This is a genomic window from Odoribacter lunatus, from assembly GCF_943193135.1.
Lineage (GTDB): Bacteria > Bacteroidota > Bacteroidia > Bacteroidales > Marinifilaceae > Culturomica > Culturomica lunata.
The window spans coordinates 26,847-52,557 of the sequence record NZ_CALPCZ010000015.1 but is presented as its reverse complement, the minus strand read 5'-3'; the positions used below and the strand labels follow the sequence as shown (position 1 = coordinate 52,557).

Sequence of the window (25,711 nt, the reverse complement as noted above, 5' to 3'; positions counted from 1 at the left end):
ATTAACATACTTATTTATAGAAACAAAATGAGCCCGGCATATAGCCGGGCTCTTTCCCCTAAAAATCAATAGTCAAGTTTTTTGCAAAAATTTATTTTACAAAAGCATGACGATATCCATTCACTTTTTGCCATCCGCCCCGGGTGAAATCGGGTACTTCAACAGCGGCACTATTATTTTCAATAGACAAACGGGTCAATTCTGCCATACTGCACCATTCTGCCAAATCATAAACGTCCATATCCAAAGGCAATCCGTTGCGCAGGCAATATATCAAACGGTAATCCATGATAAAGTCCATACCACCGTGACCACCGACTTTTTTAGCCGTTTCTTCCAATTCTTTATGTATCGGATGTTTGTATTTGTTCATCAATGCCTTTCTTACGTCTGCCGGAACAGAACCGTGCGCATTCAGATTTTCATGATTGGGTACATCTTTTGAATCTACCTGGGCAGGTCTCAAGCAATATTCCTGTATCGGATATTTGCTGGCATATCCGTCTGTTCCCACCAACTGATACATACGGCTGTACGGACGAGGAGTCATTACATTGTGCTGAATCAACATCGTTTTTCCGTTTTTCGTACGGATACTTGTGGTAGTCTGGTCACCGTTCTGGAAGTTTTCTACTTTTTTACCGGTAGCTTTTTCCACTACAGCAGGACCATTTACCGGTTTTGTATCCATAGCAACGAGGTAGTCCATACGGTCTCCGCGGTGCATATCCAACAATTGACAAGCCGGTCCCATACCGTGCGTAGCGTAAACATCTCCCCGATTGTTCTGGTTGTAATCCATACGCCAGTTGTTCCAGTATTCAGGCCAAAATTCTTCCAAATTGTGGATATAAGAACCTTCCACATGAAGTACTTCTCCGAACAGTCCCTGTTGTGCCATATTAAGTGTGGTCAGCTCGAAAAAGTCATACACACAGTTTTCCAATTGCATGCAATGTTTACGAGTTTTTTCGGAAGTATTAATCAAAGACCAGATTTCATCCAATGTCATGGCTGCAGGCACTTCTATTGCTACGTGTTTTCCGTGTTCCATGGCATATACCCCCATCGGTGCATGGTGCTTCCAATCGGTAGCAATGTAAACCAAATCAATGTCGTCACGTTCACACAATTGTTTCCAAGCGTCTTCATCTCCTGAATAAGCAGCTGCTTCCGGAAGTCCTGCTTCTTTCAATATATTCTGACAAAATTCCACCCGTTCCGGACGAATATCACACAAAGCAACGACTTTGGTTCCCGGAATGTGAGTAAAACGTTTGACTGCTCCCGGACCTCTCATTCCCAAGCCGATAAATCCGACTCTCACCGTATCAAGTTTCGGGGTGGTAAGTCCGACAACATCTGTCTGTCCGGCAGGACGCTTGGGTGTGGCAACCGTTAACGGTTTAACTTTTTTTCCAGCTGCATCCGCCTGTTGACCGCAATTACAAGCAGCCAACATTAAAGCGACTACGAAAAAACTAAAAATTTTCAACATAGATAGTAATTTATAAATTGATGAATTAAAAACAAGGGTATTTATCTCAACCGTTTGCGGGGATAAAGATATATCATTTTTTCATCAATTGCTCCATCTATGTAAATTTTTTTACAAAGAGTAAGTTTTAAAAAGGATTTTTACTCTTTTTCGCTTTTGTCTCTCAAATACTTTTTCAGATCGGGCTCGTCTCCCTGCGAGTGCAAAAGTTCCACATCATTTCCCATGGCATGATTTTCTGTTACTTCTTTCCGAAGTGACTGACTTTTTCGTTTGTTAGTTTCCGATTCCATGATTGCGTATTTTTAATATTAGCCTTTGTATTTTTCAAAGAAACGCAATCTTTCTCCGGAATGTTACATTTTCGATGATTTCAGGCGCAAACTGTTGGTAACAACCGATACGGAACTAAATGCCATAGCAGCGGCGGCAATCATCGGATTTAACAAGAATCCGCAACACGGATATAATATCCCCGCTGCCACCGGTATGCCGATAATATTGTAAATAAATGCCCAAAACAGATTTTGCCGAATGGTTTTTACCGTCCGGCGGGAAAGTCTCAAGGCTTCCGGTATAGCATTCAAATCAGAGGTCATCAACGTTATTTTGGCTACATCCATAGCGATGTCCGATCCTCTCCCCATTGCAATGCTGACGTCCGCCTGGGCCAATGCCTGAGAGTCGTTGATTCCGTCTCCGACCATTGCGACAATTTCTCCCTGCGCCTGCCAGGCTTTTACGAAATCAGCTTTATCCGACGGCATGACTTCCGCTTTGTAGTCTTGTATTCCCAAACGGGTGGCAACAGTTCGGGCGGTCAACTCGTTATCACCGGTAAGCATACACACTTTTATCCCCAATTGCCGGAGTTTATGAATAGCGGCAACAGAGCTTTCTTTTATCCGGTCAGCAATGGCAATCAGAGCAAGTAGTTGCCGTTCTCCGGCAAAGTAAACAACTGTGTTTCCCTTCATTCGGTATTCGTCGGCTTGTTTTAATTGTTCTTCCGTTATTGTTATGCCGTTTTCTTCCATCAACCGCTTGTTGCCTATCCAATATTCTTTCTCTTCTATAATGCCTTTCACGCCTTGCCCTGTTACACTTTCAAAGGTGCCATCCACCAACACCCCTATCCTTTTTTCCGATAAATAGGCAACAACCGCATCTGCCAATGGATGTTCCGACCGGCTTTCCAAATACAATAATACCGAAGCGTATTTTTCATTTTCTATCCCTTCTTTCCATTCTAATGCCGTTACTTCAGGGCGTCCTTCGGTAATCGTTCCTGTTTTATCCAAAACAATTGCTGTCGTTTTATACAGTAGTTCCAACCCTTCCGCATCTTTAATCAGAATATTCCTCTCCGCTCCTTTGCCGATACCCACCATAATTGCCGTCGGCGTTGCCAATCCCAAAGCGCATGGACAAGCAATGACCAATACCGTCACGGAGGTCAATAACGCATGGGTAAATGCAAAATTCCCCCCGACAAGCATCCAAATGATAAAGGTCAGTATCGCAATACCTATGACCGTCGGAACAAAGATTCCGGCGATTTTATCCACCAAACGCTGTACCGGCGCTTTGCTTCCCTGTGCTTCCTGTACCATTTTTATGATATGAGCCAATATTGTTTCGTTCCCGACCCGTTCTGCCGTAAAACGAAAACTTCCTTTTTGATTCATAGTTCCTGCAAATACTTTTTCCCCGCTGATTTTTTCTACCGGAAGAGATTCTCCCGTTATCATGCTTTCATCTACATACGATTCTCCGGTAGTCACCGTTCCGTCTACTGGTATACGTTCACCCGGTTTGACCAATAAGATGTCCCCCGGTTGTACGGCCTTGACCGGTATTTCTAATTCACTGCCGTCGTCTGTAATCCGAATTACCGTTTTAGGTTGTAATCCCATTAATTTACGAATGGCAGAGGAGGTATTATTTTTCGCTTTGCTCTCCAATAAGCGGCCTAATAATATCAAAGCAATGATTACTGCAGAGGCTTCATAATATACATGCGCCTCTAATCCCCTCTTCGTCCAATATTCCGGATAAACCGTATTAAACAAGCTAAAAAGAAAAGCTATTCCCGTACTCACAGCGACCAATGTATCCATATTCGCCCGTCCGTGCTTTAATTGCGACCACGCATTGATAAAAAAGTCACGTCCGAAAATCACCAGTACCGGCAACGTACATACCAACATAATCCAATTAGCATAAGGCCGATGCATAAAAAACATCCCGATAATAAATACTGGGAATGCCAACAATATCGCTCCGATGGTTCTTTTTTTTAATTGACGATACTCTCGTTCCTGTATGTCACGCATTCTATCATTGTCTTCTTCCTCTATCAATAAATCATACCCTGCCTCACGTACCGCCTCCCGCAATTTTTCCGGAGAGACTATAGTTGCATCATAATCCACTGCTATATTTGAAGCTGCAAAATTAACCCGTGCTTCTTTTACCCCTTTTTGAGCCGCCACAGTGTTTTCCACTGTCGTTGCACAACCGGCACACATCATGCCGGTCACATAAAATATCTTTTTTGCTTCTGTATTTCCTTCCATGAACTATTCTTTATATTATTATCACAATCCTTTTCTCGCAAAATTAATCAATAATTTTATACGTGAAATCAAAACAAAAATTTGCATTCCGGCAAAAATACCCTATATTTGCACCGCCAAACCGTAAAAGTGTCGGTCCAGTAGCTCAGCTGGATAGAGCAACGGCCTTCTAAGCCGTAGGTCGTGGGTTCGAATCCCGCCTGGATCACTTTTTGAAGAAGCAAAGAAAAGAAAATCCCTAATAATAATTGATTATTAGGGATTTTTGTTTTAGGACAATCCCTCTGTTTTTGGCAAAATAAGGAATCTTTCACCTGCAAAATCGATGGAGTGGAAAAAGCCTTCAAAAAGCGTGTAAATTGCATACATATCAATTCCGAATAAAAAACGATAGGTTTTTGATGCAAAAACGATAGGTTTTCGGTACAAAAACGATAGCTTTTTTAAAACCGCTATTTTAAGCTCTTTTACAAACAATCAGAAATCGTTACTAAATCATTACGGTATCTATGATAAAAAGTAAGCGACCATTAGGTCGCTTGCTTTTATATATCCGAATACCGCAAGGTATTTTCTATCAAATAGCATCTTTTTTGGCATATTCGGAAAATTCACAACCAAAATTGTCTGCAAGATAATTATCCATATCGTCAGCTTTAAAAGCCATTTCGGTTATATTTTTCTGGATTTCATCTGCAAACTCCGAAAAGATGTCCGAGATATGAATACGGTAAGACAAATAAATCTGACTACCGTCCAAGCCCAATTGATAAGGTTTGATGTCTTCGGAAGTCAATAAGTAAGTCAATACCGGTTCCAGATTCTTTTTAGGCAGATTGTTTAAAGGGGAAGTACAAATCAAATAAGAACGCCGGAAAATAAATATCCGAATTTCGGAACTTCCTTTATGAAATACCCAGTTTTCGTATCCCACACGTGCCAACACGGGATTAATTCCCATTTTTTCAATGGCTTTCTCACAGAATTTCGCCAAGTCCGTGAGTCCCCTTTGTTGAAATACATTTTCCGGAAGTTTTTCTCCACAAGAAGGACAATATTCATCCTCATCCGTTACGTATTCTTCACAACTCGGACACTGCACATTAAAACAACTCCTGTCTATCCCGTCTATTTGTTCCAAAACTTCCCCTAATGAAGAAACCGGAGTTCCGAATCCTATATTATCGGCATTGTTGAATTTACAAGTGGTAATTGCTACTATTTCCCCTTCCTGATTGAACATCGGCCCTCCGCTATTGCCTGGATTAATAGCTGCATCGGTCTGAATATAATATCTGTCTTCTATCAACTGCCTGGGAGAAGACACTGTTCCTTCCGTCACAACAAAAGGCATTCCGAAAGGATAGCCGGCAACATTTATTTTCTGCCCTAATGTGACGTCTTTCGTTGCAAGAGCAACTTCAGGTAATGAAGAAAAATCACCTTCCGCCGTTAATAACGCAACATCAAGCAAAGGATTTACCAATATAACATTTGCCAAATAACGGTTTTTGTCATTATCTTCCAAGGCCACTTGACGAAATCCCTCTACGACGTGGTAATTCGTCATAAACAAATCATATTTTTTCAGATAAAAACAACTTCCCGATCCTCCGGCATGATTGACTTTATATACTGTTCGAAATAAGTTCTGATCCATTATCCTATAATTTAACGTAAATCATTTATATATTCTGAATTTTACTTACCGAATTGCTTGGCTGCCAGTTTCTGCACTTTAAGCGTATACTCTTCCGTACTGATTTCTCCCTTTAGCATCTGTTGCTGCAATTCCTGTACTTTTTGCAAATATTCCTGCATTCCCTCTCCCTGCATTGCCTGCTGCATATTCTGCATTATTTGCTGTTGCATTGCCTGAACGTTTTTCATATACGTCTCCATATCCAAACCATCGGAATCATTGTCATCTTCTTCCTCCTCCTCGTCATCATCTTCGTCGTCCTCATCCTCATCATATTCATCCAACTCATCTTCCATAATCGCTTCCATTGCTTTATACAGCTCTTCCGCAGCTTCTTCCCAAGGTAATGCCGATGTTTTCTTCAAAGCACTTACAACAACTCGGTTGACATCTTCCTGAAGATCGTTGTAATAATACATTTCATAGAATTTATACAACATCATGATGCAAGCTGTCATATAATCGCCCTCATCCATATAAGCAGAAATTCTCTTATAGCTGCTTTCAAAATTATCCCGGATGTTTTGCAAATTAGACGAGCGCTTCGGAGAAATGAATGTCTCTACAAAATACAAGTCTTTTGCCAACTCCTCTTTTGTCATTCCCTGCAATTTTTCCACAAACGCTTTCCCTTGTTCCGTAATTTCAGGCAAAGGAATGTCATCCCTGTCCATATTAAAGATTGCTTTTTGTATATCATTCAACAATTGTCCTTGCGGCTGTGCAAAGTATATAAACTTCATCAAGGTCGTATCTATGATATTCCAGATGTAGCCGTATTTTCTTGCCGGCTCAAAATATTTCACAGCATCCAAACACTCTTTACAACTCAATTGTAAAGCCTCATATATACGATCTACCTCTTTTTTACCATAAGGAGTAATTTTCGGCTCGTAAATCCGTTTAGCCCCGAATTTCGTTTCAAACTCATCATCGTATTTATCTCCCGTATGACAAATTTCATCCAGCACACCATAAATTTTGTAAGGATTTATCAACTGAATGGGACAACTGTATTCAAAAGATAGGTGCTCTCCACGCAAGTAAATCATTGCCAAATCCATACCATTAAAATTTAATCCCGCCACCTGACGCAATAACGGAATCCGCCCTTTTTCCGGCAATGCAACAAAAGGAGCCGTAATCAAAAGTTTTTCGTCGTCCAATTTAATATTCACAACTATAGAACCATGAGGTATCTTAAACTCATTTCCCTGCACATTGCCATACTTTGTACGAAACTCTCCGTTGATATAATCCAACAGTGCGTAAAATGATTTGAGATATTCATGATTTTCAAAAGCTTCAACACTAACGTCAAAAGCTTCAACATTAAATTTACTCTCCGTTGACGCAATAATCGGAGATGTAAAAGTTAAAGTTTTTTTCATAGCATTACACCTAATTTATAAGACTACAATAAGTTATCTTTTAATTATTCTTTAATTTCGTCAAAACCGGTACTTTCACGGTTTTTACTTCCGTCTTCCAATCATTGTTCAACTGCTCAAAAATAACCAACTGATTAGTTCCCTCTTTTAGCCACACACCCGGAATATACAATGTATGTTGAGGTCCTACTCCCCAATAACGACCAATATTTTTTCCATTAACAAAAATGAGTCCTTTTCCCCACCCTTCCATATCAATAAAGGTATCACCAACTTTATCCAGAACAAAAGAACCTTCATAAAAAAGCGGTTTGCCTTTTAAATTCTGTTCCGTCTGTGGCTTATTCGCATAAACATCTTCTTTATCCAAACGCTCTAATTCCGGCATTTTATCCAAAGGTAGTTTATACATTTCCCAACTGTCCGTAATTTCATTATCTGCAATCTTTACCGCACTTATAATACCCTTGGTATTCCGCACGATTTCTTCTCCATAATTAATACGCCCCATATTCTCTACCAAGATATCCAAGGTAGCATTAAAAGGAATATCTACATCTATGGAATAATTCTTGTAATATCTGTTCAATTCTCCAACTTTTTCCCCATTGACATATACTACAGCATAATCTCTCAAGCCCGGTATTTCCAGCTTACCGCTTAACGGTTGATTAAAACGACGGGAATATAACACATAACCATATCCTTGGTTCAATTGTTCAAACGTCAAAGGAGACACTGCCTCTATCGGTGACTGCTTTTTGAGTATTTCCAGAACATCCGCTACTTTTGTCAAACGAATCGATGGTATTTCAATCACAGAATATGCTTTCGGGGCTGCGGGGATTTCATATTTCACATAACGCTGTATTACATTCCTTATCGAATCGAATTTAGGAGTCACCCAACCAGCTTCACTAATCGGCGCATCATAATCATAACTGGTCATATCGGGCTGGATATCATGCTTTTTATCATAATTAGCCCCACTAGAGAAACCGAAATTAGTTCCCCCATGTACCATATAAAAGTTGAAAGAGACATCATTCTGCAAATATTTTTCCGTCTGTCTGGCAATCCGTGTCGCACTAACTAACGGGAAAGGTTCTGCCCAATGGTCCAGCCATCCCGGATAAAACTCGGCAACCATATAAGGACCTTGACCGCCATGATATTCATTCACAACTTTTTTTAAGTTCTCAACATTTCCCTCTCCATTTGCTGTGGGTAATGCACCGGGAGTAGCTCCACCTTCAAACAACCAGCTGCCATCAGAGGTAAAAAGCGGTACGTCAAAACCGGCATCTGCCAATTGCTGTTTAATCTTAGCATTATATCTACGATGTTCTTCTAAAGGTATATCTTTCCGCTGTGCTACATAAGAACCGAACTCATTTTCTGCCTGCACCATTATTATGGGTCCCCCTTTACTTACCAACAATGAACCTACTTCTTGATAAAGCCGGTCTATATATAGTTTCGTCCGCTTCAAAAATTCCGGATTATCCCGGCGAATTTCCATGCCTTCAATATTTTGAAGCCACCAGGGATAACCGCCGAATTCCCATTCCGCACAAACATAAGGTCCCGGACGAAGTATGACCATCAAGCCCTCTTCTCCGGCAATCCTGATATATTCCGCCAAATTTTTATCTCCATCAAACTCCCATTTACCCGGTTCCGGCTCATGTAAATTCCAAAATACATACGTAGCCACCGTATTCAATCCCATTGCTTTCATCATCTGTAAACGATGACGCCAATATTGATGAGGAATCCGGGGATAATGCATCTCTCCCGATAAAATCGGAATAATTTCACCATTACGATAAAAATGTCCATCTTTAATTTCAAAGGTAAATTTCTCCTGTGAAAACCCAAAAACTGAGCACAATAACAACGAGATGCACACAGCAATAATTCTTTTTCTCATATAACTAAAATTTCAAAAGCTTAATATTACCCACAAACATAATACTATTTTCCCCTATTCGGAAACAATTACTTCAGCTTTTAAACAGAAGCACGATATTTTCTTCGACGGAAGAAAAATAAAAGTCCTCCCCCTGTCAGCACACAAAGTAAGGGAACAAACAAATTGATTATCTGCCATTCTAAAAGTTCAGACTTCAACCGAGTTTTGTCGATTAAATACATTGTTAAGCTACGTCCCCGCAATTGCATCCATCCTTCATCATCACACAACATATTCACACAATTCAAAAGAAAATCCTTATTTCCATATACCCTTCCACTATATTCATCGTATCCCAACGGAACAACACGTGCATTTTTGCCAATACCATGCTGTCGATTGGCAATAACATCCCCATCGGAAATAACAATCATCTTATTATACACACTACGAGGAAGAAAAGTATCTTCCAACACATTATCTACCCGATGGGAATAACGAAACAACGAAGAAAATTCCCCTTCTATCATTACCGCTACAGGCAAATAGCTTTTATTAAATCGCTCTTCTGTCATTTTTTCTTCCGTAATTGACAAAGTTATCGGGCAAGGAGTTTTCATCGAGGCCGAATATTTGGAAGAGGCTAACAATATTGTCTTCTTCAAACCATCTTTCCCTCCTACTGTATCAATTGTATTGGCATAATTCATCCGAACAGGCTGAAGTCCAGCCGTCACCGGATGCAAAGACGAAGGAAGCAGCAAAGGCGAATAATACCAAGGTCCCGGAGTATATTGAGGCTCCGTACCATTCATACCTGTTATCACCGGTACCAATACACAATTTCCATCCAATAAAATATCGGGATTAATCCTTATCCCATACTTAAACAACATATCCTCAATATTCAAAGGACGATATACAGCATAGGACGTCTCTTGTTTCATCAACACATCATCATGTACGTCCACCTCATCCACACACCACAAAACCCGGCCTCCCCGCATAATATATTGGTCTATTACATATTTATCTTTTTCAGAGAAATCTTTGGTAGGTTTTGCAATAATCAATGCTTTATAACGCTCTAAATCCAACGCCAATGAATCAGCACTCACAATATCCACATTGTAATAATACAGCAAAGTTTTTGCCATATCCACAATCTCCTCATAAGGCAATTCCCCATGCCCGGTAAGAAATGCAACCGATTTTTTCTCTGTACGAGTAAGAAGACGCAAAGCCTTAGTCAATTCATATTCCAAAGCTTCAATAGAATGATTGATATTATCATTCGGAGCATATCCCGGAACATTTTGAAGTAAACTGATACTTACCTCTGTGCTATCATCATAAACAATCAATCCAGGAAAAATAATCTGTTGCTGTAAACGCTCATCCGTTGTTGTTCTATTTAGGTTCACAGGCATAATACCCCTGCTTGCCAAATATTGCACCAATTGTTTTTTCTCCTCTACATCGCGTATATCAGCTGGATCCACCAATGTATAACGCAATTTATTTCCAGTAATTCTTCTGAACTCTTCCAGCATTCGAGTTGTTGCATACTGTAACTTCTGTATTCCAGCCGGCAGATTACCCGCCAAAAAAATATCCACACCTACTCCTCTATCCAGTTGCCTTAACAACTGTTTTGTATTATCAGATAGTGTATAACGCTTATCATTCGTAATATCCACTCGCCAATACAATCCACTCGCAATAATATTCACAATAATTAGCAATGGCAAAACATATATCCACCTCCAACGAGTCGTATGAAAACGGCGAATTGTCAGCCAAAGAAAGAAAAGAATAACCGAAATAAAATAAACTATATCACTCAAAGCTATTACCCCCCGAGACATCGGTTCGTAATGATAATGAATCCCTATCTGCTGCAATAAATTTTGATAATTCTCAAACCAACCAACCTCACTAATAAAATCAAATCCGGCAAACAACAAAAAAGAACAAACCATAGCATAAAGAAAAGCTACAATCTGATTATCCGTTACTGCAGAAGCCCAAACTCCTGCTGCCACATAAATTCCCGATAAAAAAATTAATCCGATATAAGAACCAATAATTCCTCCCGTATCAATATTCCCCTCCGGCTGAGATAAAAAATACAAACTAATCGGATAAATCAATGTCGGTAAGATAGACAATATAACCAAAAAGAAACCAGCCAAATACTTTGCCCATACAATCTTAGCTATTGAAACTGGACGGGTAAACAAAAGTTCCAATGTACCAGCACGTTTCTCTTCTGCAAAAAGCCGCATACAAACTACCGGCACTAAAAACAAATAAAGCATCGGAGCCAAAGAAAAGAACGGTTGCAAATCTGCCATCCCACTTTCAGGAATATTATACATTCCCGGTATTACCCATAAAAACAAACCATTTACCACTAAAAAGAACCCTAATACCACATATCCGGACAACGCAGCAAAAAAACTCTTCAGTTCTTTTCTTATCAATTCTCCCATATTATTCGTCTTTCTTATTTTAACAAACCGCTCCCCCTCAACTTTATCTCTGTCAATACCTTTTTCGTATACAATGGGAAATCACTATTCAATATCCAAGCAAAATACCCGGGTTGTTCTTTTAATACTTTCTCAACTGTAACACCTTTATTTTTTCCAAAATTAAAAACTTCCTCCCCTTTTTCATTATAGACAATGAAGCCTGCAAAATCAACAGTATTGTTTTGAGTAGAGAATTTACTCAAAAACTCGACATTATTTTCAAGTTTATCTCCATATCTTTCCAACTGGGCTTTTAATACCTCATAAGTAGCCATTGTATCGGCGGCGGCAGAATGAGCATCTTCCAAACATTTCTCACAATAAAAACGATAAGCAGCAGAAAGGGTTCGCTGTTCCATCTTATGGAAAATAGTCTGAACATCTACAAACTTGCGCTTACGCATATCAAAATCCACACCAACCCGAAGAAACTCTTCCGCTAATAAGGGGATATCAAAACGATTGGAATTATAACCACCCAGATCACATCCTTCCATAAAATGGGCCAAATCTTTAGCAATCTCCTTAAAAAAAGGGCAATCTTTTACATCCTCATCATAAATACCATGTACTTCAGAAGCTGCTTTGGGTATAGGCATTTCCGGATTCACACGAAGCGTTCTTTGTTCCTCCTTACCATTAGGATATACTTTTAAAAGAGAAATTTCAACAATACGATCTTTAGCGACATTTACTCCTGTCGTCTCCAGATCAAAAAATATAATCGGATTAGCTAAACTTAATTTCATTGCATTCAATAATAAATTCCTTCAAACTCAAAAAGCCGGAAAGAGCACAATACCATGATCTTCCCGACTTTTCAAACTTTCAATATAAATTATACCATCATCGGCATTAATAGCATCAATAAATCTTCGTCCTTGTCCTCATTTTCAAAAGGCAAAAACAAACCGGGACGAGTAGGATCCGATAATTCCAAGACTACATTCTCCGATTCTATATTTGACAAAATCTCCAACACAAACGGAGATTTAAAACCAATTGCTATTTCCTCGCCTTCATATTGACAAGTCAACGTTTCATGACCTGACATAGAGTAATCCACATCCTGCGCGGAAATAATAAGTTTTCCCCCCGATAAATCAAACTTCACCAGATTACTCGCTTGATTAGCCATGACCGAAACCCGCCGCAAAGAATTATACAATTCTTTCTTTTCTATAATTACTTTCTTTGAATTATTTTGCGGAATAACCGAATTATAATTGGGGAAACGTCCTTCTACCAAAGTTGAAGTCATCCGGTAATCACCGAAAACAAAACAAACCATCTTTTCATTAAAAGAAAGTTCCAGTTCCGCATCATCTTTCGGCAAAATATTCTTAAGCATTAATGCCGGTTTTTTCGGAAGTATTAAAACATGCTGACCGTTATCGCTTTTGGCATCAAAACGCTTATATCTGACGAGCTTATGAGCATCTGACGCCACAAAAGTAAAATTGTCATCGTTCATTTCAATCAAGATGCAATTCATTACGGGACGCAAATCATCATTAGCCGTTGCAAAAATAGATTTCACAATACCATCCAACATCAAACCGCATTTCGTTGAAAATGAAATATTCTCCCCTTCTGCACCTCCTTGTACCGGATAATCTTCTGCACTTTCTCCTCTTACAGAAAATTCTCCTTTCTCGGAAATAATCTTTACCTCATTCGTCGATTCATTTATATCAAACGTAAGTGGCTGTTCCGGAAACTCTTTCAACATATCCAACAAAATTTTGGCTGGAATAGTTATTCTGCCTTCCTCCTCTAAGTTCTCCAACTCAATCTTTGCCTCCATCGTCGTTTCTTTATCCGATGCCGTAGCATATAACAGACCATTGGCAGCTACCAAAAGAATATTATCCAATATCGGCTGTACCGATTTTCCACCTATCACCTTACTTACCGCCTGTAAACGCGTAAGCATTGCATTACTTGATACAACAAATTTCATACGTTATATTTTAACATTATTATATTCTATTGAAACAAACGCCTAAATTAATGTATTTTTTTCTCCTGCTGAAATTTTAACCCGTTTTTTTAAACCCTAACCATCTAAACATCCAATTTCTCAAACAAAAAAACACCTCCGATACCTTGCTCATCCTCACTGATTCCCTTTATTGTTTTTTCATCCACCAAAACACCGAACCAGCGATCCAATTCATAACGGATATCATGTTCGGAATGAATTATATCAAATTCATACGCATCCAAACGCACTTTCATATCCTCAAGCTTTCCCTCTACAAATTCCTGAATCATATACTTATCGTTATCAGCTACATTATCCGTAAAAACAATCTTGCCAGATAAATGTCCCTCATTCTGTGTCAGAAACAACTCTCCTTCTGCAGTACCATACCCATAATCCTCTCTATATTTCCATTTCCCGGTTAAATCCATACGCTTCTATATTTTATCTTTTCAACAAAATTTATGACTCACTTTTCTTGGCTTCATTCCAATAGTAATCCATCTCTTCCAACGTCATTTCAGACAAATTCTTACCTGTCTTTTTTGCCTGTTTCTCAATATAAGAGAACCGCCTTAAAAATTTATTATTAGTCTTTTCCAACGCATTTTCCGGATTAATACCATATAATCGCGCTGCATTTATAATTGAAAACATAAAATCCCCAAACTCCTCTTCCATCCTTTCCTGCTCGCCCCGTTTAATCTCTTCTTCCAGTTCTTTCAACTCTTCTCTCACTTTATCCCATACATCCTCTCTTTGTTTCCAATCAAACCCCACTCCTCTCACTTTATCCTGCATCCGATATGCTTTCACCAAAGCAGGCAAAGAACGAGGTACCCCCTCTAATACTTGATGCTTACGTCCTTTTTCCTTTAACTTCAACTGTTCCCAATTCCTCAAAACATCTGCCTCATTTTCCACTTGAATATTTCCGAAAATATGAGGATGCCTATATCTCAACTTCTCACAAATATCATTCAACACATCTGCCATATCAAATTCCCCCTGCTCCTCAGCCAATTGAGCATAAAACACCACATGCATTATCAAATCTCCTAGCTCCTTTTTCACTTCAAGTAAATCATGATTCAAAACAGCCTCCCCCAACTCATATACCTCCTCTATACTTAAACTTCTTAAAGATTCCATCGTCTGCTTCCTATCCCAGGGACACTTTTCCCGCAAAATGGCAATAATATCAAGCAATTCACCAAAAGCCTCTTTTTTTTGATCTAAATTCTTCATAACCTACAAAGCCCCTCGTTAAATATCATTTTTTTACTAATTTGCACCTGCAAAAATAAAGGATTTATTTGAAGTTTCATGATTGAAAAAAGAATTAGTATAGGGAATATTGATCCTCTTGATTTTTATGGAGTTAATAACTCAAAATTCAATCTACTGAGAGCCTATTTCCCCAAACTGAAAATTACAGCAAGAGGAGACGAAATTGTCATACAGGGAGAAGAGAAAGATCAGGAAATTCTTTACGGTAAAATCACAGCATTACTCGAGCACTATCATCGTTACAATATGCTGACAATTGCCAATATAAAAAGAATTATATTGGAAGACAATGTTATTGAAGATCCTGAAGATGCAGATTCTATCATATTATTCGGCAACGGAGGAAAAGCCATTCGTGCCAGAAGTGAAAACCAACGAAAACTCGTTGAGCTTTCAAAAAATAACGACCTTCTGTTTGCTACCGGCCCGGCAGGTTCCGGAAAAACGTACACTGCCATCGCCTTAGCTGTCCGTGCTCTACGTAACCGAGAAATAAAACGAATTATTTTAAGCCGTCCGGCTGTAGAAGCAGGTGAGAACCTCGGATTCCTGCCAGGTGACCTCAAAGAAAAAGTAGACCCCTATCTTCAACCGCTCTACGATGCGCTATTAGACATGATTCCAGCTAAAAAACTAGAAGAGTATTTAGAAAACGAAACCATACAAATCGCACCCTTGGCATACATGCGCGGACGCACTTTAAACGACGCCTTTGTTATTCTTGATGAAGCACAAAATACCTCCCGCAACCAACTTAAAATGTTTCTTACCCGTATGGGAACCAGTGCCAAATTTATTGTAACGGGAGATATGAGCCAAATCGATTTGCCTCGACGTACAGAATCCGGACTCATTCAGGCATTTAAAATCCTTCGCAAAATCAAAGGAATCGCCTTTATTGAATTCAACAAAAAAGACATTATCAGACACCGCCTCGTAAAAGACATCGTAAACGCTTATGAAAAAGCACTAGACATACCATCTGAAGAAGAAAAATAAAACGGTTACCCTCTATTCTTAAACGGAAATTTATTAATTTTGACCATTCATTCTAACAAGTAATCCTAATTAAGCATGGAAGCTATTGTAAAAACCGACTTTAATTTCCCCGGTCAAAAGAGTATATACAAAGGAAAGGTTCGTGACGTATACAACATCAATGACGAATATTTAGTCATGTTAGTATCCGACCGAATCTCTGCTTTCGATGTCGTTCTTCCTAAAGGCATCCCCTATAAAGGACAAGTTTTGAACCAAATCGCCTCTAAATTCCTTGACGCCACCTCCGATATCGTCCCCAACTGGAAAATTGCAACCCCAGACCCCATGGTTACCATCGGACATAAATGCGAACCATTTAAAGTAGAAATGGTCATTCGAGGTTACTTAACAGGAAGTTCATGGCGCTTATATAAAGAAGGCGGCAGAACCCTATGTGGTCATACACTACCGGAAGGCATGAAAGAAAACCAAAAATTTCTGGTTCCGCTTATCACGCCGACGACCAAAGCTGATGCGGGACATGATGAAAACATCTCCAAAGAGGAAATCATCGCTCAAGGTTTGGTAAACAAAGAAGATTACGAACAATTAGAAAAATATACATTAGCACTCTTTAAAAGAGGTTCTGAAATTGCCGCTGAAAAAGGCTTAATTTTAGTAGATACTAAATATGAATTCGGAAAAAAAGACGGTAAAATATACCTCATTGATGAAATTCATACTCCCGACTCTTCCCGCTATTTTTATGCAGAAGGCTATCAAGAACGTTTTAACAAAGGCGAAAAACAAAAACAACTTTCCAAAGAATTTGTCAGAGAATGGTTAATGGACAACGGATTCCAAGGACTGAGCGGTCAACAAGTTCCGGAAATGACACCAGAAATCATCTCCGGGATTACAGACCGTTATATTGAATTATATGAAAATATCACCGGACAGAAATTTATAAAAGGAGAAAGTTCCAACATTCTTCAACGCATAGAAAACAATGTAGCAGAATGCTTAAAAAAATTGAAAAATTAAAAGAAACAACAAATTAAAAAGAGTAAAAGAGTTGAAAAATAAGGAATACCTCCATTTTTCACTCTTTTAACTTTTTAATTCCTCTATCACCTCCCTGACCGTACGACATTTATATTCATATCCCGATTCCATAACCCGCCATGGAATTACATGAGCAGAACGAGTCAATACCGTTGAAGCATTCCCCACAATCAAACACAACAGCCATTCAGGAATTTTCACCCGAATAACAAGTCCTTTCCTTGCTGTAAGAGCCTTAACAAACTCTCGAAAATTAACACTATTAGGTATAACCATATTATAAACACCCTCCAACTCCTGATGTTTCAGCAAATACATCATAAAACCCGTCACATCCTCGACATGGATAATTGGACATTCCTGATCTCCACTCCCCAAAACAAAAGCAACTCTTCCCTTTATCCATGGAATCAATCTCTTCAATATACCACCATTTGATGCAATAACAAGTCCCAAACGCAACACAACTTTTCGAGCACCTTCCAATTTATTCAACTCCTCCTCCCAAGCATTTGCAACCTTTGCCAAAAAATGACTGCCAATATCCAACGAGTCTTCATCACAAAACCTATTTGCCTGATAAATTCCGACAGCGGAAGCATTAATAAACAACTTCAACCTTTTCGAACATCTATTTAATGAATCTACTAAATTACGAGTAGATACCCTGCGGGATTCCAAAATATCAATCATTTTATTTTCAGTCCATTTCCCTGTCACCGCTTCTCCCGCCAAATTCACAACAACATCCGCCCATTTGGCAATTCTATCCAGCCTTTCCCCTCCCAATAACAAATCTTCCCTCAGTACAGGAAATACCTTATGCCCTCCCCGTTCAAATTCTGCTTTCACTTTACTTCCTACAAAGCCATGCAATCCGGTAACAAAAACATTCATCCAATCTAACTTTTGTCCCTCTTTAACGCCAAAAGAAAGCAAAAGTTATATCAGACAACATAAACTCTGTACAAATAAAAGAAAAGCTATTTCACACGCAAGCTATTTTACGACAAATCCTGCAAAATCTTTACTCAAAAACTTTTTCAACTCTTCAGGTGTCACTCGCACTTTATAATTACCGTCTTTAAAAAAAGTAATTTTTCCAGTTTCCTCACTCACAACGACAATCATCGCATCACTTACCGCACTCAGCCCCAAAGCGGCACGGTGCCGTAACCCCATGCTCCCCGGAATATCCATTCTATCCGATACCGGAAGAATACAACGGGCAGCCAAAATCTTATTATCCGCTATTATCACCGCTCCATCATGCAATGGCGTATTCTTAAAGAAAATATTTTCAATCAATTCGTCCGTTACCTGCGCTTTCAATAAAACACCAGTCTGAGCATAAGTAAACAACTCCGTATTTTGGGCAAAAACAATCAACGCTCCCGTATAGGATGCTGAAAAACGTTCACAAGCCTCTACAATAGCATCCGAAACATCTTCCTTAATTTCCGGTTTAGCAAGAATTCCATTCAAATTAAAAATATTCTGCAAATTATACTTGCTTCCGACCAACAATAAAAAACGCCTCACCTCTTGCTGAAATACAATCAACAAAGCAATCACTCCCATCCCAATAAACTGCCCCAATATAGACGAAATCAATTCCATATTGAAAGCCCTTACCAACAACCAAGCCAAATAAAAAATAAAAATCCCAGCAAAAATATTAATTGCCACCGTTCCCTTTACCAACCTGTAAATCTGATAAAAAATAAAAGCGACAATCAATATATCCAATACATCAAAAAAACCGAACTTAATAAAAAACAACAGCATCAAACATCTTACTTTTATATGACAAAACTAAAGAAAAAACAGGAAAATAACTATCTTTGTTTGTCTAAAAATTAAAGATTATGCGTTATTTTATCATTCTTCTCTTTTCATTTATACTTACCCCTGTTCTTGCTCAAGATACAGCCAAAGATATTTTGGATAAGTCGGCAAACAAGATTAAAGCTTATTCTGCTGTAGAGATTGACTTCTGTCTAACCATGGAAAACAAAGAAGAAAACATCCGTGAAGAACACAAAGGGAAAGCCTATATGAAAGGCAATTTATATAAACTAGAAGTCATGGATGTTATTAACTATTATGACGGGAAAAATATTTTCACCTATATACCGGAAGCTCAGGAAGTAAACATCAAGAACCCTTCTGACGAAGAAGAAGAAATGCTAAATCCTACCAAAATATTCAACATTCACAATATTGGCTTCAAACAAAAACTATTATCAAATACAAATGGAACCGCCTATATCGAACTCTATCCTAACAACCTGGAAAAGAACTTTATAAAAATAGGCATTTGGGTTAAAACGTCTGATTCTTCCATACAAAAAGTTGAATCCTTCGGAAAAGACGGCAATAACCTAATCATCACCATCAAGCATCTTAAACAAGCTAATCCGATTCCCCAAAATACCTTTTTCACATTTGATGCCACACAATATCCTGATGTTGAAATTATAGACTTACGCTAAAACTTAAGAACATGTCAAAACTTTTCATCCGGTATCTCATTGCATTAAAGGCAGCAGCCGATAACATTTCAAAACCTTAAATTCCCTCATAACAGGATGGACAAGAAAAAATTTCAATTAGCAGAAAAACTAAGAACCTATATCTCGCGCTATGGAATAAAAGACTTTACAGAAGAGCATTTAGCCAAGACAGGTCTGACACTTACCGAATTAAAAGAAAACTTCTCAAGCAAAGAAGAAGTCGTAGAAACAATATTCACCCATGAAAGAGTCTGTTTTGAAAAAATCTTCAATGAATATAATTTTGATGGTTGGAACGCGATAGATATTCTATTACTTGTAAGTAATGAAATCAATGAACGTTTTTTTGATGTCACCCCATCCATTACCATGACGTTAGCACAAGCCTATCCGGAAATTTTTGAAAAACACAAAAACTTACGTGCTGACTTCATCTACGAAAAAATCAAAATCAACATCGAAAAAGGCATGCAACAAGGCATGTACAAAAAAGATATTTCCAGTGAAATGCTGGCAAGAGTTTTCATCGCTAAATTAAATGACATACATAATCCGGAAATTTATCCTCCCGAAGGTTTCACCTTTAATACGATTTTCACCAATCTTATCGACAATTTAGCGAAAACCATTACGAACGAAGAAGGAAAAGCCTATTATAAACAAAGGAAACAATTATACAGTATATTAAATTTCAGATAAACCTTCATAAACCCACATCCCATGAAATATCAAATAGATGACATAGATAGAAAAATTCTTTCTTACTTAGTAAAAAATGCCAGAATACCCTTTTTGGAAATAGCAAGGGAATGTGGTATCTCCGGAGCTGCCATTCATCAACGAGTAAAAAAAATGGAAGATGCCGAAGTTATAGAAGGTTCCCGTTTCATCGTAAAACCCAAAGCACTGGGACTTAAAATATGCGCTTTTATCGGTGTCGTTCTTGATACTGCACATCAATACAAATCCGTAGTCAAAGAGCTGGAAAAAATCCCTGAAATCACAGAATGTCATTTCATAACGGGACATTATGCATTTTTACTGAAACTACGATGCAACAATCATCAACACCTGATGGACGTATTGATAAACACACTGCAAAATATTCCAGGCATAGCGAAAACCGAATCATTTATCTCGCTTGACCAAATTATTGAAAAAGAAGTCGAACCTCTTCCTGAAGAAAAATAGAACCAACCATAAAAAACCGGAACGGTAAAAACGTTCCGGTTTTTATTTTAATTCTCCACAATTATAACCTTTTCATGTTCTTTATCGCAATCAATCTCCACGACCTCCCCTTCGGATAAATTCCCCTTTATAATAACCTCCGCCAACACATCCTCCAAATACTTCTGAATAGCTCGTTTCAAAGGTCTCGCGCCCAATTGTGGATCATACCCCTTCTCCGTCAAAAACTCTTTAGCAGCATCGGAAACCTTCACTGTATATCCCAAATCTTTCATCCGCTTTATCAAACCGGTCAATTCAATATCAATAATTCTATATAAATCTTCTTTCTTCAAAGAATTAAATATGATCACATCGTCTATTCGGTTCAAAAATTCGGGAGCAAACGTATTTTTCAACGCCTTTTGTACTACACTTTTAGCATACTCACTATCCTCACCTCTATTCCCCATTCCGAAACCGATACCTCGCCCGAAATCCTTTAACTGACGGCTGCCTATATTGGAAGTCATTATAATAATCGTATTCTTAAAATCCACTTTCCGTCCCAAACTATCCGTCAATTGACCGTCATCAAGCAACTGTAACAAAATATTAAACACATCAGGATGCGCTTTTTCAATCTCATCCAGCAACACAACGGAATAAGGTTTTCTCCTTACTTTCTCAGTCAATTGTCCCCCCTCCTCATATCCGACATATCCCGGAGGCGCCCCCACCAGACGCGATACGGCAAACTTCTCCATATATTCACTCATATCAATCCGAATCAAAGCATCCGGAGAATCAAACAAATATTGCGCCAAAACCTTAGCCAATTGCGTCTTACCTACACCCGTCGGTCCCAAAAAGATAAACGAACCAATCGGACGATTCGGATCTTTTAAACCAGCCCTGTTACGCTGAATTGCCCGTACCAATTTCTCTATCGCCTCATCCTGACCTATCACGCTCCCCGCCAATTCATCATGCATCTGCAACAACTTCATTCCTTCCGTTCTGGCAATTCGTCTCACAGGTACACCAGTCATCATAGCCACCACTTCCGCCACATGTTCTTCATCCACAACAATAGGATTATCACTCAATTCCTTCTGCCACTTCTCCTTCTCCTCCTCCAAACGAGACAACTGTTTCCGTTCCTGATCCCGAAACGCCGCTGCCACCTCAAAATTTTGCTGAACAACTGCTTCCTTCTTTTTTACCTTAATCTCCTCTACAGAAGCCTCTAATTCTTCAATAATCTGAGGAACATGAATATTCTTTATATGAGCCCGCGAACCGGCTTCATCCATAGCATCAATCGCCTTATCCGGCAAAGCCCTGTCCGATATGTAACGATTTGTCAATTTTACACACGCCCTAATCGCTGCCTCTGTATAATACACATTATGATGTTCTTCATACCGGGACTTGATATTATTCAAAATCTCTACCGTCTCATTAAAAGAAGTCGGCTCGACCAACACCTTTTGGAAGCGACGCTCTAAAGCACCGTCCTTCTCTATATTCTGCCTGTATTCATCCAATGTCGTCGCTCCGATACATTGTATCTCTCCCCGTGCCAACGCCGGTTTTAACATATTCGCCGCATCCAAGCTTCCTCCCGAACCACCGGCACCGACAATCGTATGAATCTCATCAATAAACAAAATTATATTCCTATTCTTAGCCAATTCATTTAAAATAGCCTTCATGCGCTCCTCAAACTGTCCGCGATACTTCGTTCCGGCCACAATCGCCGCTATATCCAATGCAATCACCCGCTTACCAAACAACACCCGGGATACTCTTTTTTGCACAATCCGTATCGCTAATCCTTCTGCTATTGCCGACTTACCTACACCTGGCTCCCCTATCAAAACAGGATTGTTCTTTTTGCGACGACTCAATATCTGCGCCAAACGTTCAATCTCATTCTCCCGTCCGACAACCGGGTCAAGCGTTCCCTCTTCAGCGGCCTTCGTTATATCAATACCGAAATTATCCAATACGGGCGTTCCCGACTTACTTTCCATCTCCCGATGATATGGATTAAACAACGAGTTTTCATCCTCTGCCCCATCGTCATCATCCGAATTCTCATTATAATCCAACTCCATCGTCGTTTTCTGCCTCAACAACTGCTCCCAAAAATTATTATAATCGACCCCCATATCCCTAAACAACTTCGTAATAAAAAGCGTTTTATTACGTAAAATAGCCAACATCACATGTTCTGAATCCACGTGTTCATCTCCCAATTTCTCAGCTTCTTCCATCCCCCGCTTCAATACACCATTTACAGCCACTGTAAAATCAATCTCAGTCAAAGATTCAATCTTCACACCTTTCTTCTGCAACTTTTCTTCTATACGTTCTTTCACCTCATAAAAATCTACTCCCAAAGACTCCAAAATATCAATAGCCTTACCGTGACACAACCGCAACAAACCTAAAAATAAATGCTCCGGATAAACTTTTGAATTTCCCAATCTTTTTGCCTCCTCTCCGGCACTGGTCACTATCTGCTTTAACCTTTTCGTATCACTTGTTCCCATTTTCTCCTCCTTGTATCAAATAAAATTCAGCCTCTGAAATTACTGTTATACCTAACTTCTCCGCTTTTTTCAACTTACTGCCGGCATTTTCACCTGCCAATAAAAAACTTGTCTTGGAGGATACCGAATCACTTACCTTACCTCCATTATTCAAAATCAACTCTTTAAAATATTCCCGGGGACGACTTAATGTTCCCGTAATAACAAACGTCCTACCTTCCAAAACATTATTTCCGCCGACCTGTTCCTCCACTTCTGCTTTAAGTCCCGAAGATAGCAATCGCTCCAACAAATGCTGATTCTCTTCCTTCGCAAAATATTTTAAAATACTATTGGCCATTTGCTCCCCGACATCTTCCACTTCCGTCAATTGTTCGTAATCCGCCTCCATGAGGTTACGCATATTCTTAAAACTTTTCGCCAAATTACGGGAAGCGGTCTCCCCTACATAACGAATTCCCAACCCATACAACAATGCGGAAAAACCGGCATTTTTCGATTTCTCAATCCCCATCATCAAATTATCCACCGACTTTTCCTGCATCCGATAAACATTCAGCGTATTCAATTTCCTGACCAATTTATCATGACCTGCAAAAAAACGGGCAACCTGCCGGGCATCTTCTTCACTTATTCCATTCACAGCCCCAATTGCCTCTTCCGAAGCCACCGCCAACTCATAAACATAATCAAAACTAGAAGCCAATAAATCAGCCTTATGCCAATCTATACCCGGTATATTCAGTGCATAAATCACATAATCCAAAGGTATATCTGACACTCTCCCCGCTTCCTTCAAGCGCTCCAACGTATCATTAAAAGGCATACTGAAATACTCCAATATCCGGTTCACCGATTTCTCTTTATCCTCCTTTTCCCCCCACGGCAATGCCAACAACACAGCCTTATCCGCCTCCCCCAGCTCCGTCAATGAATCAAAATGTTCTGCCAACATCACTGCCGTTCTAGAAGAAATATTCTTTAACCCTATTTCAAACCCATAAATCACCTTAGCAAGAGGAATACTCGTCACTTCAAAACTATCCGGATAAACAATCTTCTCCAACCCTATCAACTCCTCCCTTTTCTCTGGAAGCCGGTAAATGTCGCTCACATCCCGTATAATATGTTTACTCAACAGTAAATCTATCGTCTCTTCCCCCATTCCCTCTATATCCATAGCCTTCCTACTTACAAAATGCTCTATCTTCCCCGCAATCTGTGGCGGACACTTATCCTCATTCGGGCAATAATGATTCGCTTCGCCCTCTACCCTTACCAACTCCGTCCCGCACTCCGGACAATGAGTAATAAAACATACAGGCAAAGCACTTTCTTCACGACGACTAACATCCACCCCCACTATTTTAGGGATAATCTCCCCCCCCTTCTCCACAAATACCGTATCGTGCTCATGTAAATCAAGTTCGGCAATAATATCCGCATTATGCAACGAAGCTCTTTTCACTGTCGTACCGGCCAAATGTACCGGTTCCAAATTGGCAACGGGCGTAATACTTCCCGTACGCCCGACCTGATAGCTCACACTCATCAATGTTGTTGCTTCCCGCTCCGCCCGAAACTTATAAGCAATCGCCCAACGCGGAGACTTTGCCGTATATCCCAACATCCGTTGCTTCTCCAGCTCATTCACCTTCACCACAATTCCGTCAATAGGGACGGACAAATTTACCCGTTCTTTATCCCACTTCTCAATAAATCCCCAAACCTCATCAATCGATTTACATAGTTCAACATACGGAGGAATATGAAATCCCCACTCTTTCGCCTTCATTAAATTCCCGTAATGAGTCGCAGCAACCGATTCCTCCCCCGGCAAATAATAAAGAAAACAATCCAAACGGCGTTTCGCCACTTGCGCCGAATTCTGCAACTTCAACGTCCCGGCAGCAGCATTCCTCGGATTGGCAAACAATGGTTCATTTGCTTCCGCTTTTTCTCGGTTTAAATGATTAAAAACGGTAAAAGGCATCAAAATTTCCCCTCTTATTTCAAACTCCGCAGGATAATTCCCCTGTAATTTCAACGGAATCGTACGAATAGTCCGCACATTTGCCGTCACATCATCTCCTTTCACTCCATCCCCTCGAGTCACCGCCCTCAACAACTCCCCATCCCGATAAGTAAGACTAATGGAAGTACCGTCATATTTCAACTCGCATACATAATCCACCTCTCCCACAATCTTACGCACCCGATTGTCAAACTCCCTCAACTCCTCTTCACTATACGTATTCCCCAGCGACAGCATCGGATATTTATGCGCCACTTGAGTAAACTCCCTGTTTAAATCCTGCCCCACTCGTTGAGTCGGAGAATTTGGATCATACATATCCGGATAACGTTCTTCCAACACTTCCAATTCCCGCATCATCCCATCGAATTCTATATCGGAAATCTCCGGAGCATTTTCTATATAATACCTGTAATTATGGTATTCCAATGCTTTTCTTAATGCCAAAATCTTTTCAACCTCTGCTTGCATCATTCGTAAAATT

The 25,711-nt window shown here is 39.5% G+C and carries 20 protein-coding genes, 1 tRNA gene and 1 pseudogene; 6 read left to right on the top strand and 16 right to left on the bottom strand.

Annotated elements, in window-relative coordinates:
• Positions 1-91 precede the first annotated feature (91 nt).
• The 3 genes from NFR61_RS07300 to NFR61_RS07290 all read right to left on the bottom strand — a co-directional run bounded on the left by NFR61_RS07300 (position 92) and on the right by NFR61_RS07290 (position 4,077).
• A complete protein-coding gene (locus tag NFR61_RS07300) occupies positions 92-1,498 on the bottom strand; it encodes a Gfo/Idh/MocA family protein (protein ID WP_420910110.1) in 1,407 nt (468 codons plus the stop codon).
• Positions 1,499-1,638: 140 nt separating this feature from the next.
• A complete protein-coding gene (locus NFR61_RS07295; protein ID WP_251622174.1) occupies positions 1,639-1,791 on the bottom strand; it encodes a hypothetical protein in 153 nt (50 codons plus the stop codon).
• A 63-nt stretch (positions 1,792-1,854) separates the two neighbouring features.
• Positions 1,855-4,077, bottom strand: a complete 2,223-nt coding sequence (locus NFR61_RS07290; protein WP_251622172.1) for a heavy metal translocating P-type ATPase — start codon at positions 4,075-4,077, stop codon at positions 1,855-1,857.
• A gap of 134 nt (positions 4,078-4,211) precedes the next feature.
• Between NFR61_RS07290 and NFR61_RS07285 the strand changes: the two genes are divergently transcribed.
• A tRNA-Arg gene (locus tag NFR61_RS07285) sits at positions 4,212-4,285 on the top strand.
• 369 nt (positions 4,286-4,654) lie between these two features.
• Here NFR61_RS07285 and NFR61_RS07280 read toward each other — a convergent pair.
• The 8 genes from NFR61_RS07280 to mazG all read right to left on the bottom strand — a co-directional run bounded on the left by NFR61_RS07280 (position 4,655) and on the right by mazG (position 14,857).
• Positions 4,655-5,737: a trypsin-like peptidase domain-containing protein gene (locus tag NFR61_RS07280; protein WP_251622170.1), complete on the bottom strand. Its 1,083-nt coding sequence runs from the start codon at positions 5,735-5,737 to the stop codon at positions 4,655-4,657.
• A gap of 41 nt (positions 5,738-5,778) precedes the next feature.
• Positions 5,779-7,170 (bottom strand): type III secretion system chaperone family protein, encoded by a 1,392-nt coding sequence (locus NFR61_RS07275; protein WP_251622168.1) that lies wholly within the window; start codon positions 7,168-7,170, stop codon positions 5,779-5,781.
• Between the two features lie 40 nt (positions 7,171-7,210).
• Complete coding sequence (locus NFR61_RS07270; protein ID WP_251622166.1) at positions 7,211-9,103, bottom strand: glycoside hydrolase family 35 protein; 1,893 nt, start codon at positions 9,101-9,103, stop codon at positions 7,211-7,213.
• A gap of 80 nt (positions 9,104-9,183) precedes the next feature.
• On the bottom strand, positions 9,184-11,580 hold the full coding sequence (gldG, locus tag NFR61_RS07265; protein ID WP_251622164.1) for a gliding motility-associated ABC transporter substrate-binding protein GldG: 2,397 nt from the start codon (positions 11,578-11,580) through the stop codon (positions 9,184-9,186).
• A 14-nt stretch (positions 11,581-11,594) separates the two neighbouring features.
• On the bottom strand, positions 11,595-12,371 hold the full coding sequence (locus tag NFR61_RS07260; RefSeq protein WP_251622181.1) for a 3'-5' exonuclease: 777 nt from the start codon (positions 12,369-12,371) through the stop codon (positions 11,595-11,597).
• An 89-nt stretch (positions 12,372-12,460) separates the two neighbouring features.
• Entirely contained in the window at positions 12,461-13,585 is a 1,125-nt protein-coding gene (gene dnaN, locus NFR61_RS07255) for a DNA polymerase III subunit beta (RefSeq protein ID WP_251622162.1), read from the bottom strand.
• Between the two features lie 104 nt (positions 13,586-13,689).
• Positions 13,690-14,040 (bottom strand): hypothetical protein, encoded by a 351-nt coding sequence (locus NFR61_RS07250; protein ID WP_251622160.1) that lies wholly within the window; start codon positions 14,038-14,040, stop codon positions 13,690-13,692.
• 31 nt (positions 14,041-14,071) lie between these two features.
• The gene (mazG, locus tag NFR61_RS07245) at positions 14,072-14,857 is read right to left on the bottom strand and encodes a nucleoside triphosphate pyrophosphohydrolase (protein ID WP_251622158.1); all 786 of its coding nucleotides are present in this window, start codon (positions 14,855-14,857) and stop codon (positions 14,072-14,074) included.
• Between the two features lie 78 nt (positions 14,858-14,935).
• On the opposite strand from mazG, the gene NFR61_RS07240 reads away from it, so the two are divergent.
• Complete coding sequence (locus NFR61_RS07240) at positions 14,936-15,898, top strand: PhoH family protein (RefSeq protein WP_251622156.1); 963 nt, start codon at positions 14,936-14,938, stop codon at positions 15,896-15,898.
• A gap of 75 nt (positions 15,899-15,973) precedes the next feature.
• Positions 15,974-16,924 carry a phosphoribosylaminoimidazolesuccinocarboxamide synthase gene (locus tag NFR61_RS07235; protein WP_251622154.1) on the top strand — a complete coding sequence of 317 codons (951 nt, stop codon included), beginning with the start codon at positions 15,974-15,976 and terminating at the stop codon, positions 16,922-16,924.
• Positions 16,925-16,990: 66 nt separating this feature from the next.
• Here the strand turns inward: NFR61_RS07235 and NFR61_RS07230 are convergent, their stop codons facing one another.
• Both NFR61_RS07230 and cdaA read right to left on the bottom strand, forming a co-directional pair.
• Entirely contained in the window at positions 16,991-17,842 is an 852-nt protein-coding gene (locus tag NFR61_RS07230; RefSeq protein ID WP_251622152.1) for a DUF1731 domain-containing protein, read from the bottom strand.
• A gap of 102 nt (positions 17,843-17,944) precedes the next feature.
• Positions 17,945-18,733 carry a diadenylate cyclase CdaA gene (cdaA, locus tag NFR61_RS07225; protein WP_251622180.1) on the bottom strand — a complete coding sequence of 263 codons (789 nt, stop codon included), beginning with the start codon at positions 18,731-18,733 and terminating at the stop codon, positions 17,945-17,947.
• Between the two features lie 80 nt (positions 18,734-18,813).
• Between cdaA and lolA1 the strand changes: the two genes are divergently transcribed.
• From lolA1 to NFR61_RS07210, 3 genes are all read left to right on the top strand, one after another.
• Positions 18,814-19,440 (top strand): outer membrane lipoprotein periplasmic chaperone LolA1, encoded by a 627-nt coding sequence (lolA1, locus tag NFR61_RS07220; protein ID WP_251622150.1) that lies wholly within the window; start codon positions 18,814-18,816, stop codon positions 19,438-19,440.
• 96 nt (positions 19,441-19,536) lie between these two features.
• Complete coding sequence (locus NFR61_RS07215; protein ID WP_251622148.1) at positions 19,537-20,160, top strand: hypothetical protein; 624 nt, start codon at positions 19,537-19,539, stop codon at positions 20,158-20,160.
• A 21-nt stretch (positions 20,161-20,181) separates the two neighbouring features.
• Entirely contained in the window at positions 20,182-20,652 is a 471-nt protein-coding gene (locus NFR61_RS07210; RefSeq protein ID WP_251622146.1) for an Lrp/AsnC ligand binding domain-containing protein, read from the top strand.
• Positions 20,653-20,699: 47 nt separating this feature from the next.
• Here NFR61_RS07210 and NFR61_RS07205 read toward each other — a convergent pair whose 3' ends face one another.
• The 3 genes and pseudogenes from NFR61_RS07205 to ligA all read right to left on the bottom strand — a co-directional run.
• On the bottom strand, positions 20,700-23,192 hold the full coding sequence (locus NFR61_RS07205; protein WP_251622144.1) for an ATP-dependent Clp protease ATP-binding subunit: 2,493 nt from the start codon (positions 23,190-23,192) through the stop codon (positions 20,700-20,702).
• The gene (locus tag NFR61_RS11280; RefSeq protein ID WP_478354336.1) at positions 23,179-24,018 is read right to left on the bottom strand and encodes a helix-hairpin-helix domain-containing protein; all 840 of its coding nucleotides are present in this window, start codon (positions 24,016-24,018) and stop codon (positions 23,179-23,181) included. The genes NFR61_RS07205 and NFR61_RS11280 overlap by 14 nt, the downstream gene beginning before the upstream one ends.
• A 101-nt stretch (positions 24,019-24,119) precedes the next feature.
• Positions 24,120-25,701 (bottom strand): annotated as a pseudogene (gene ligA, locus NFR61_RS11275) (NAD-dependent DNA ligase LigA); the annotation flags it as partial.
• Positions 25,702-25,711 lie beyond the last annotated feature (10 nt).

Coding starts and splice junctions, on each gene's coding strand:
- NFR61_RS07300 (WP_420910110.1), bottom strand. CDS start 1,498: ATGTTGAAAATTTTTAGTTTTTTCGTAGTCGCTTTAATGTTGGCTGCT.
- NFR61_RS07250 (WP_251622160.1), bottom strand. CDS start 14,040: ATGGATTTAACCGGGAAATGGAAATATAGAGAGGATTATGGGTATGGT.
- NFR61_RS07295 (WP_251622174.1), bottom strand. CDS start 1,791: ATGGAATCGGAAACTAACAAACGAAAAAGTCAGTCACTTCGGAAAGAA.
- NFR61_RS07210 (WP_251622146.1), top strand. CDS start 20,182: ATGAAATATCAAATAGATGACATAGATAGAAAAATTCTTTCTTACTTA.
- NFR61_RS07240 (WP_251622156.1), top strand. CDS start 14,936: ATGATTGAAAAAAGAATTAGTATAGGGAATATTGATCCTCTTGATTTT.
- NFR61_RS07270 (WP_251622166.1), bottom strand. CDS start 9,103: ATGAGAAAAAGAATTATTGCTGTGTGCATCTCGTTGTTATTGTGCTCA.
- NFR61_RS07205 (WP_251622144.1), bottom strand. CDS start 23,192: ATGGGAACAAGTGATACGAAAAGGTTAAAGCAGATAGTGACCAGTGCC.
- NFR61_RS07260 (WP_251622181.1), bottom strand. CDS start 12,371: ATGAAATTAAGTTTAGCTAATCCGATTATATTTTTTGATCTGGAGACG.
- mazG (WP_251622158.1), bottom strand. CDS start 14,857: ATGAAGAATTTAGATCAAAAAAAAGAGGCTTTTGGTGAATTGCTTGAT.
- gldG (WP_251622164.1), bottom strand. CDS start 11,580: ATGGGAGAATTGATAAGAAAAGAACTGAAGAGTTTTTTTGCTGCGTTG.
- NFR61_RS07280 (WP_251622170.1), bottom strand. CDS start 5,737: ATGGATCAGAACTTATTTCGAACAGTATATAAAGTCAATCATGCCGGA.
- dnaN (WP_251622162.1), bottom strand. CDS start 13,585: ATGAAATTTGTTGTATCAAGTAATGCAATGCTTACGCGTTTACAGGCG.
- NFR61_RS07230 (WP_251622152.1), bottom strand. CDS start 17,842: ATGAATGTTTTTGTTACCGGATTGCATGGCTTTGTAGGAAGTAAAGTG.
- NFR61_RS07290 (WP_251622172.1), bottom strand. CDS start 4,077: ATGGAAGGAAATACAGAAGCAAAAAAGATATTTTATGTGACCGGCATG.
- NFR61_RS07275 (WP_251622168.1), bottom strand. CDS start 7,170: ATGAAAAAAACTTTAACTTTTACATCTCCGATTATTGCGTCAACGGAG.
- lolA1 (WP_251622150.1), top strand. CDS start 18,814: ATGCGTTATTTTATCATTCTTCTCTTTTCATTTATACTTACCCCTGTT.
- NFR61_RS07235 (WP_251622154.1), top strand. CDS start 15,974: ATGGAAGCTATTGTAAAAACCGACTTTAATTTCCCCGGTCAAAAGAGT.
- NFR61_RS07215 (WP_251622148.1), top strand. CDS start 19,537: ATGGACAAGAAAAAATTTCAATTAGCAGAAAAACTAAGAACCTATATC.
- cdaA (WP_251622180.1), bottom strand. CDS start 18,733: ATGCTGTTGTTTTTTATTAAGTTCGGTTTTTTTGATGTATTGGATATA.
- NFR61_RS11280 (WP_478354336.1), bottom strand. CDS start 24,018: ATGCCTTTTAATGATACGTTGGAGCGCTTGAAGGAAGCGGGGAGAGTG.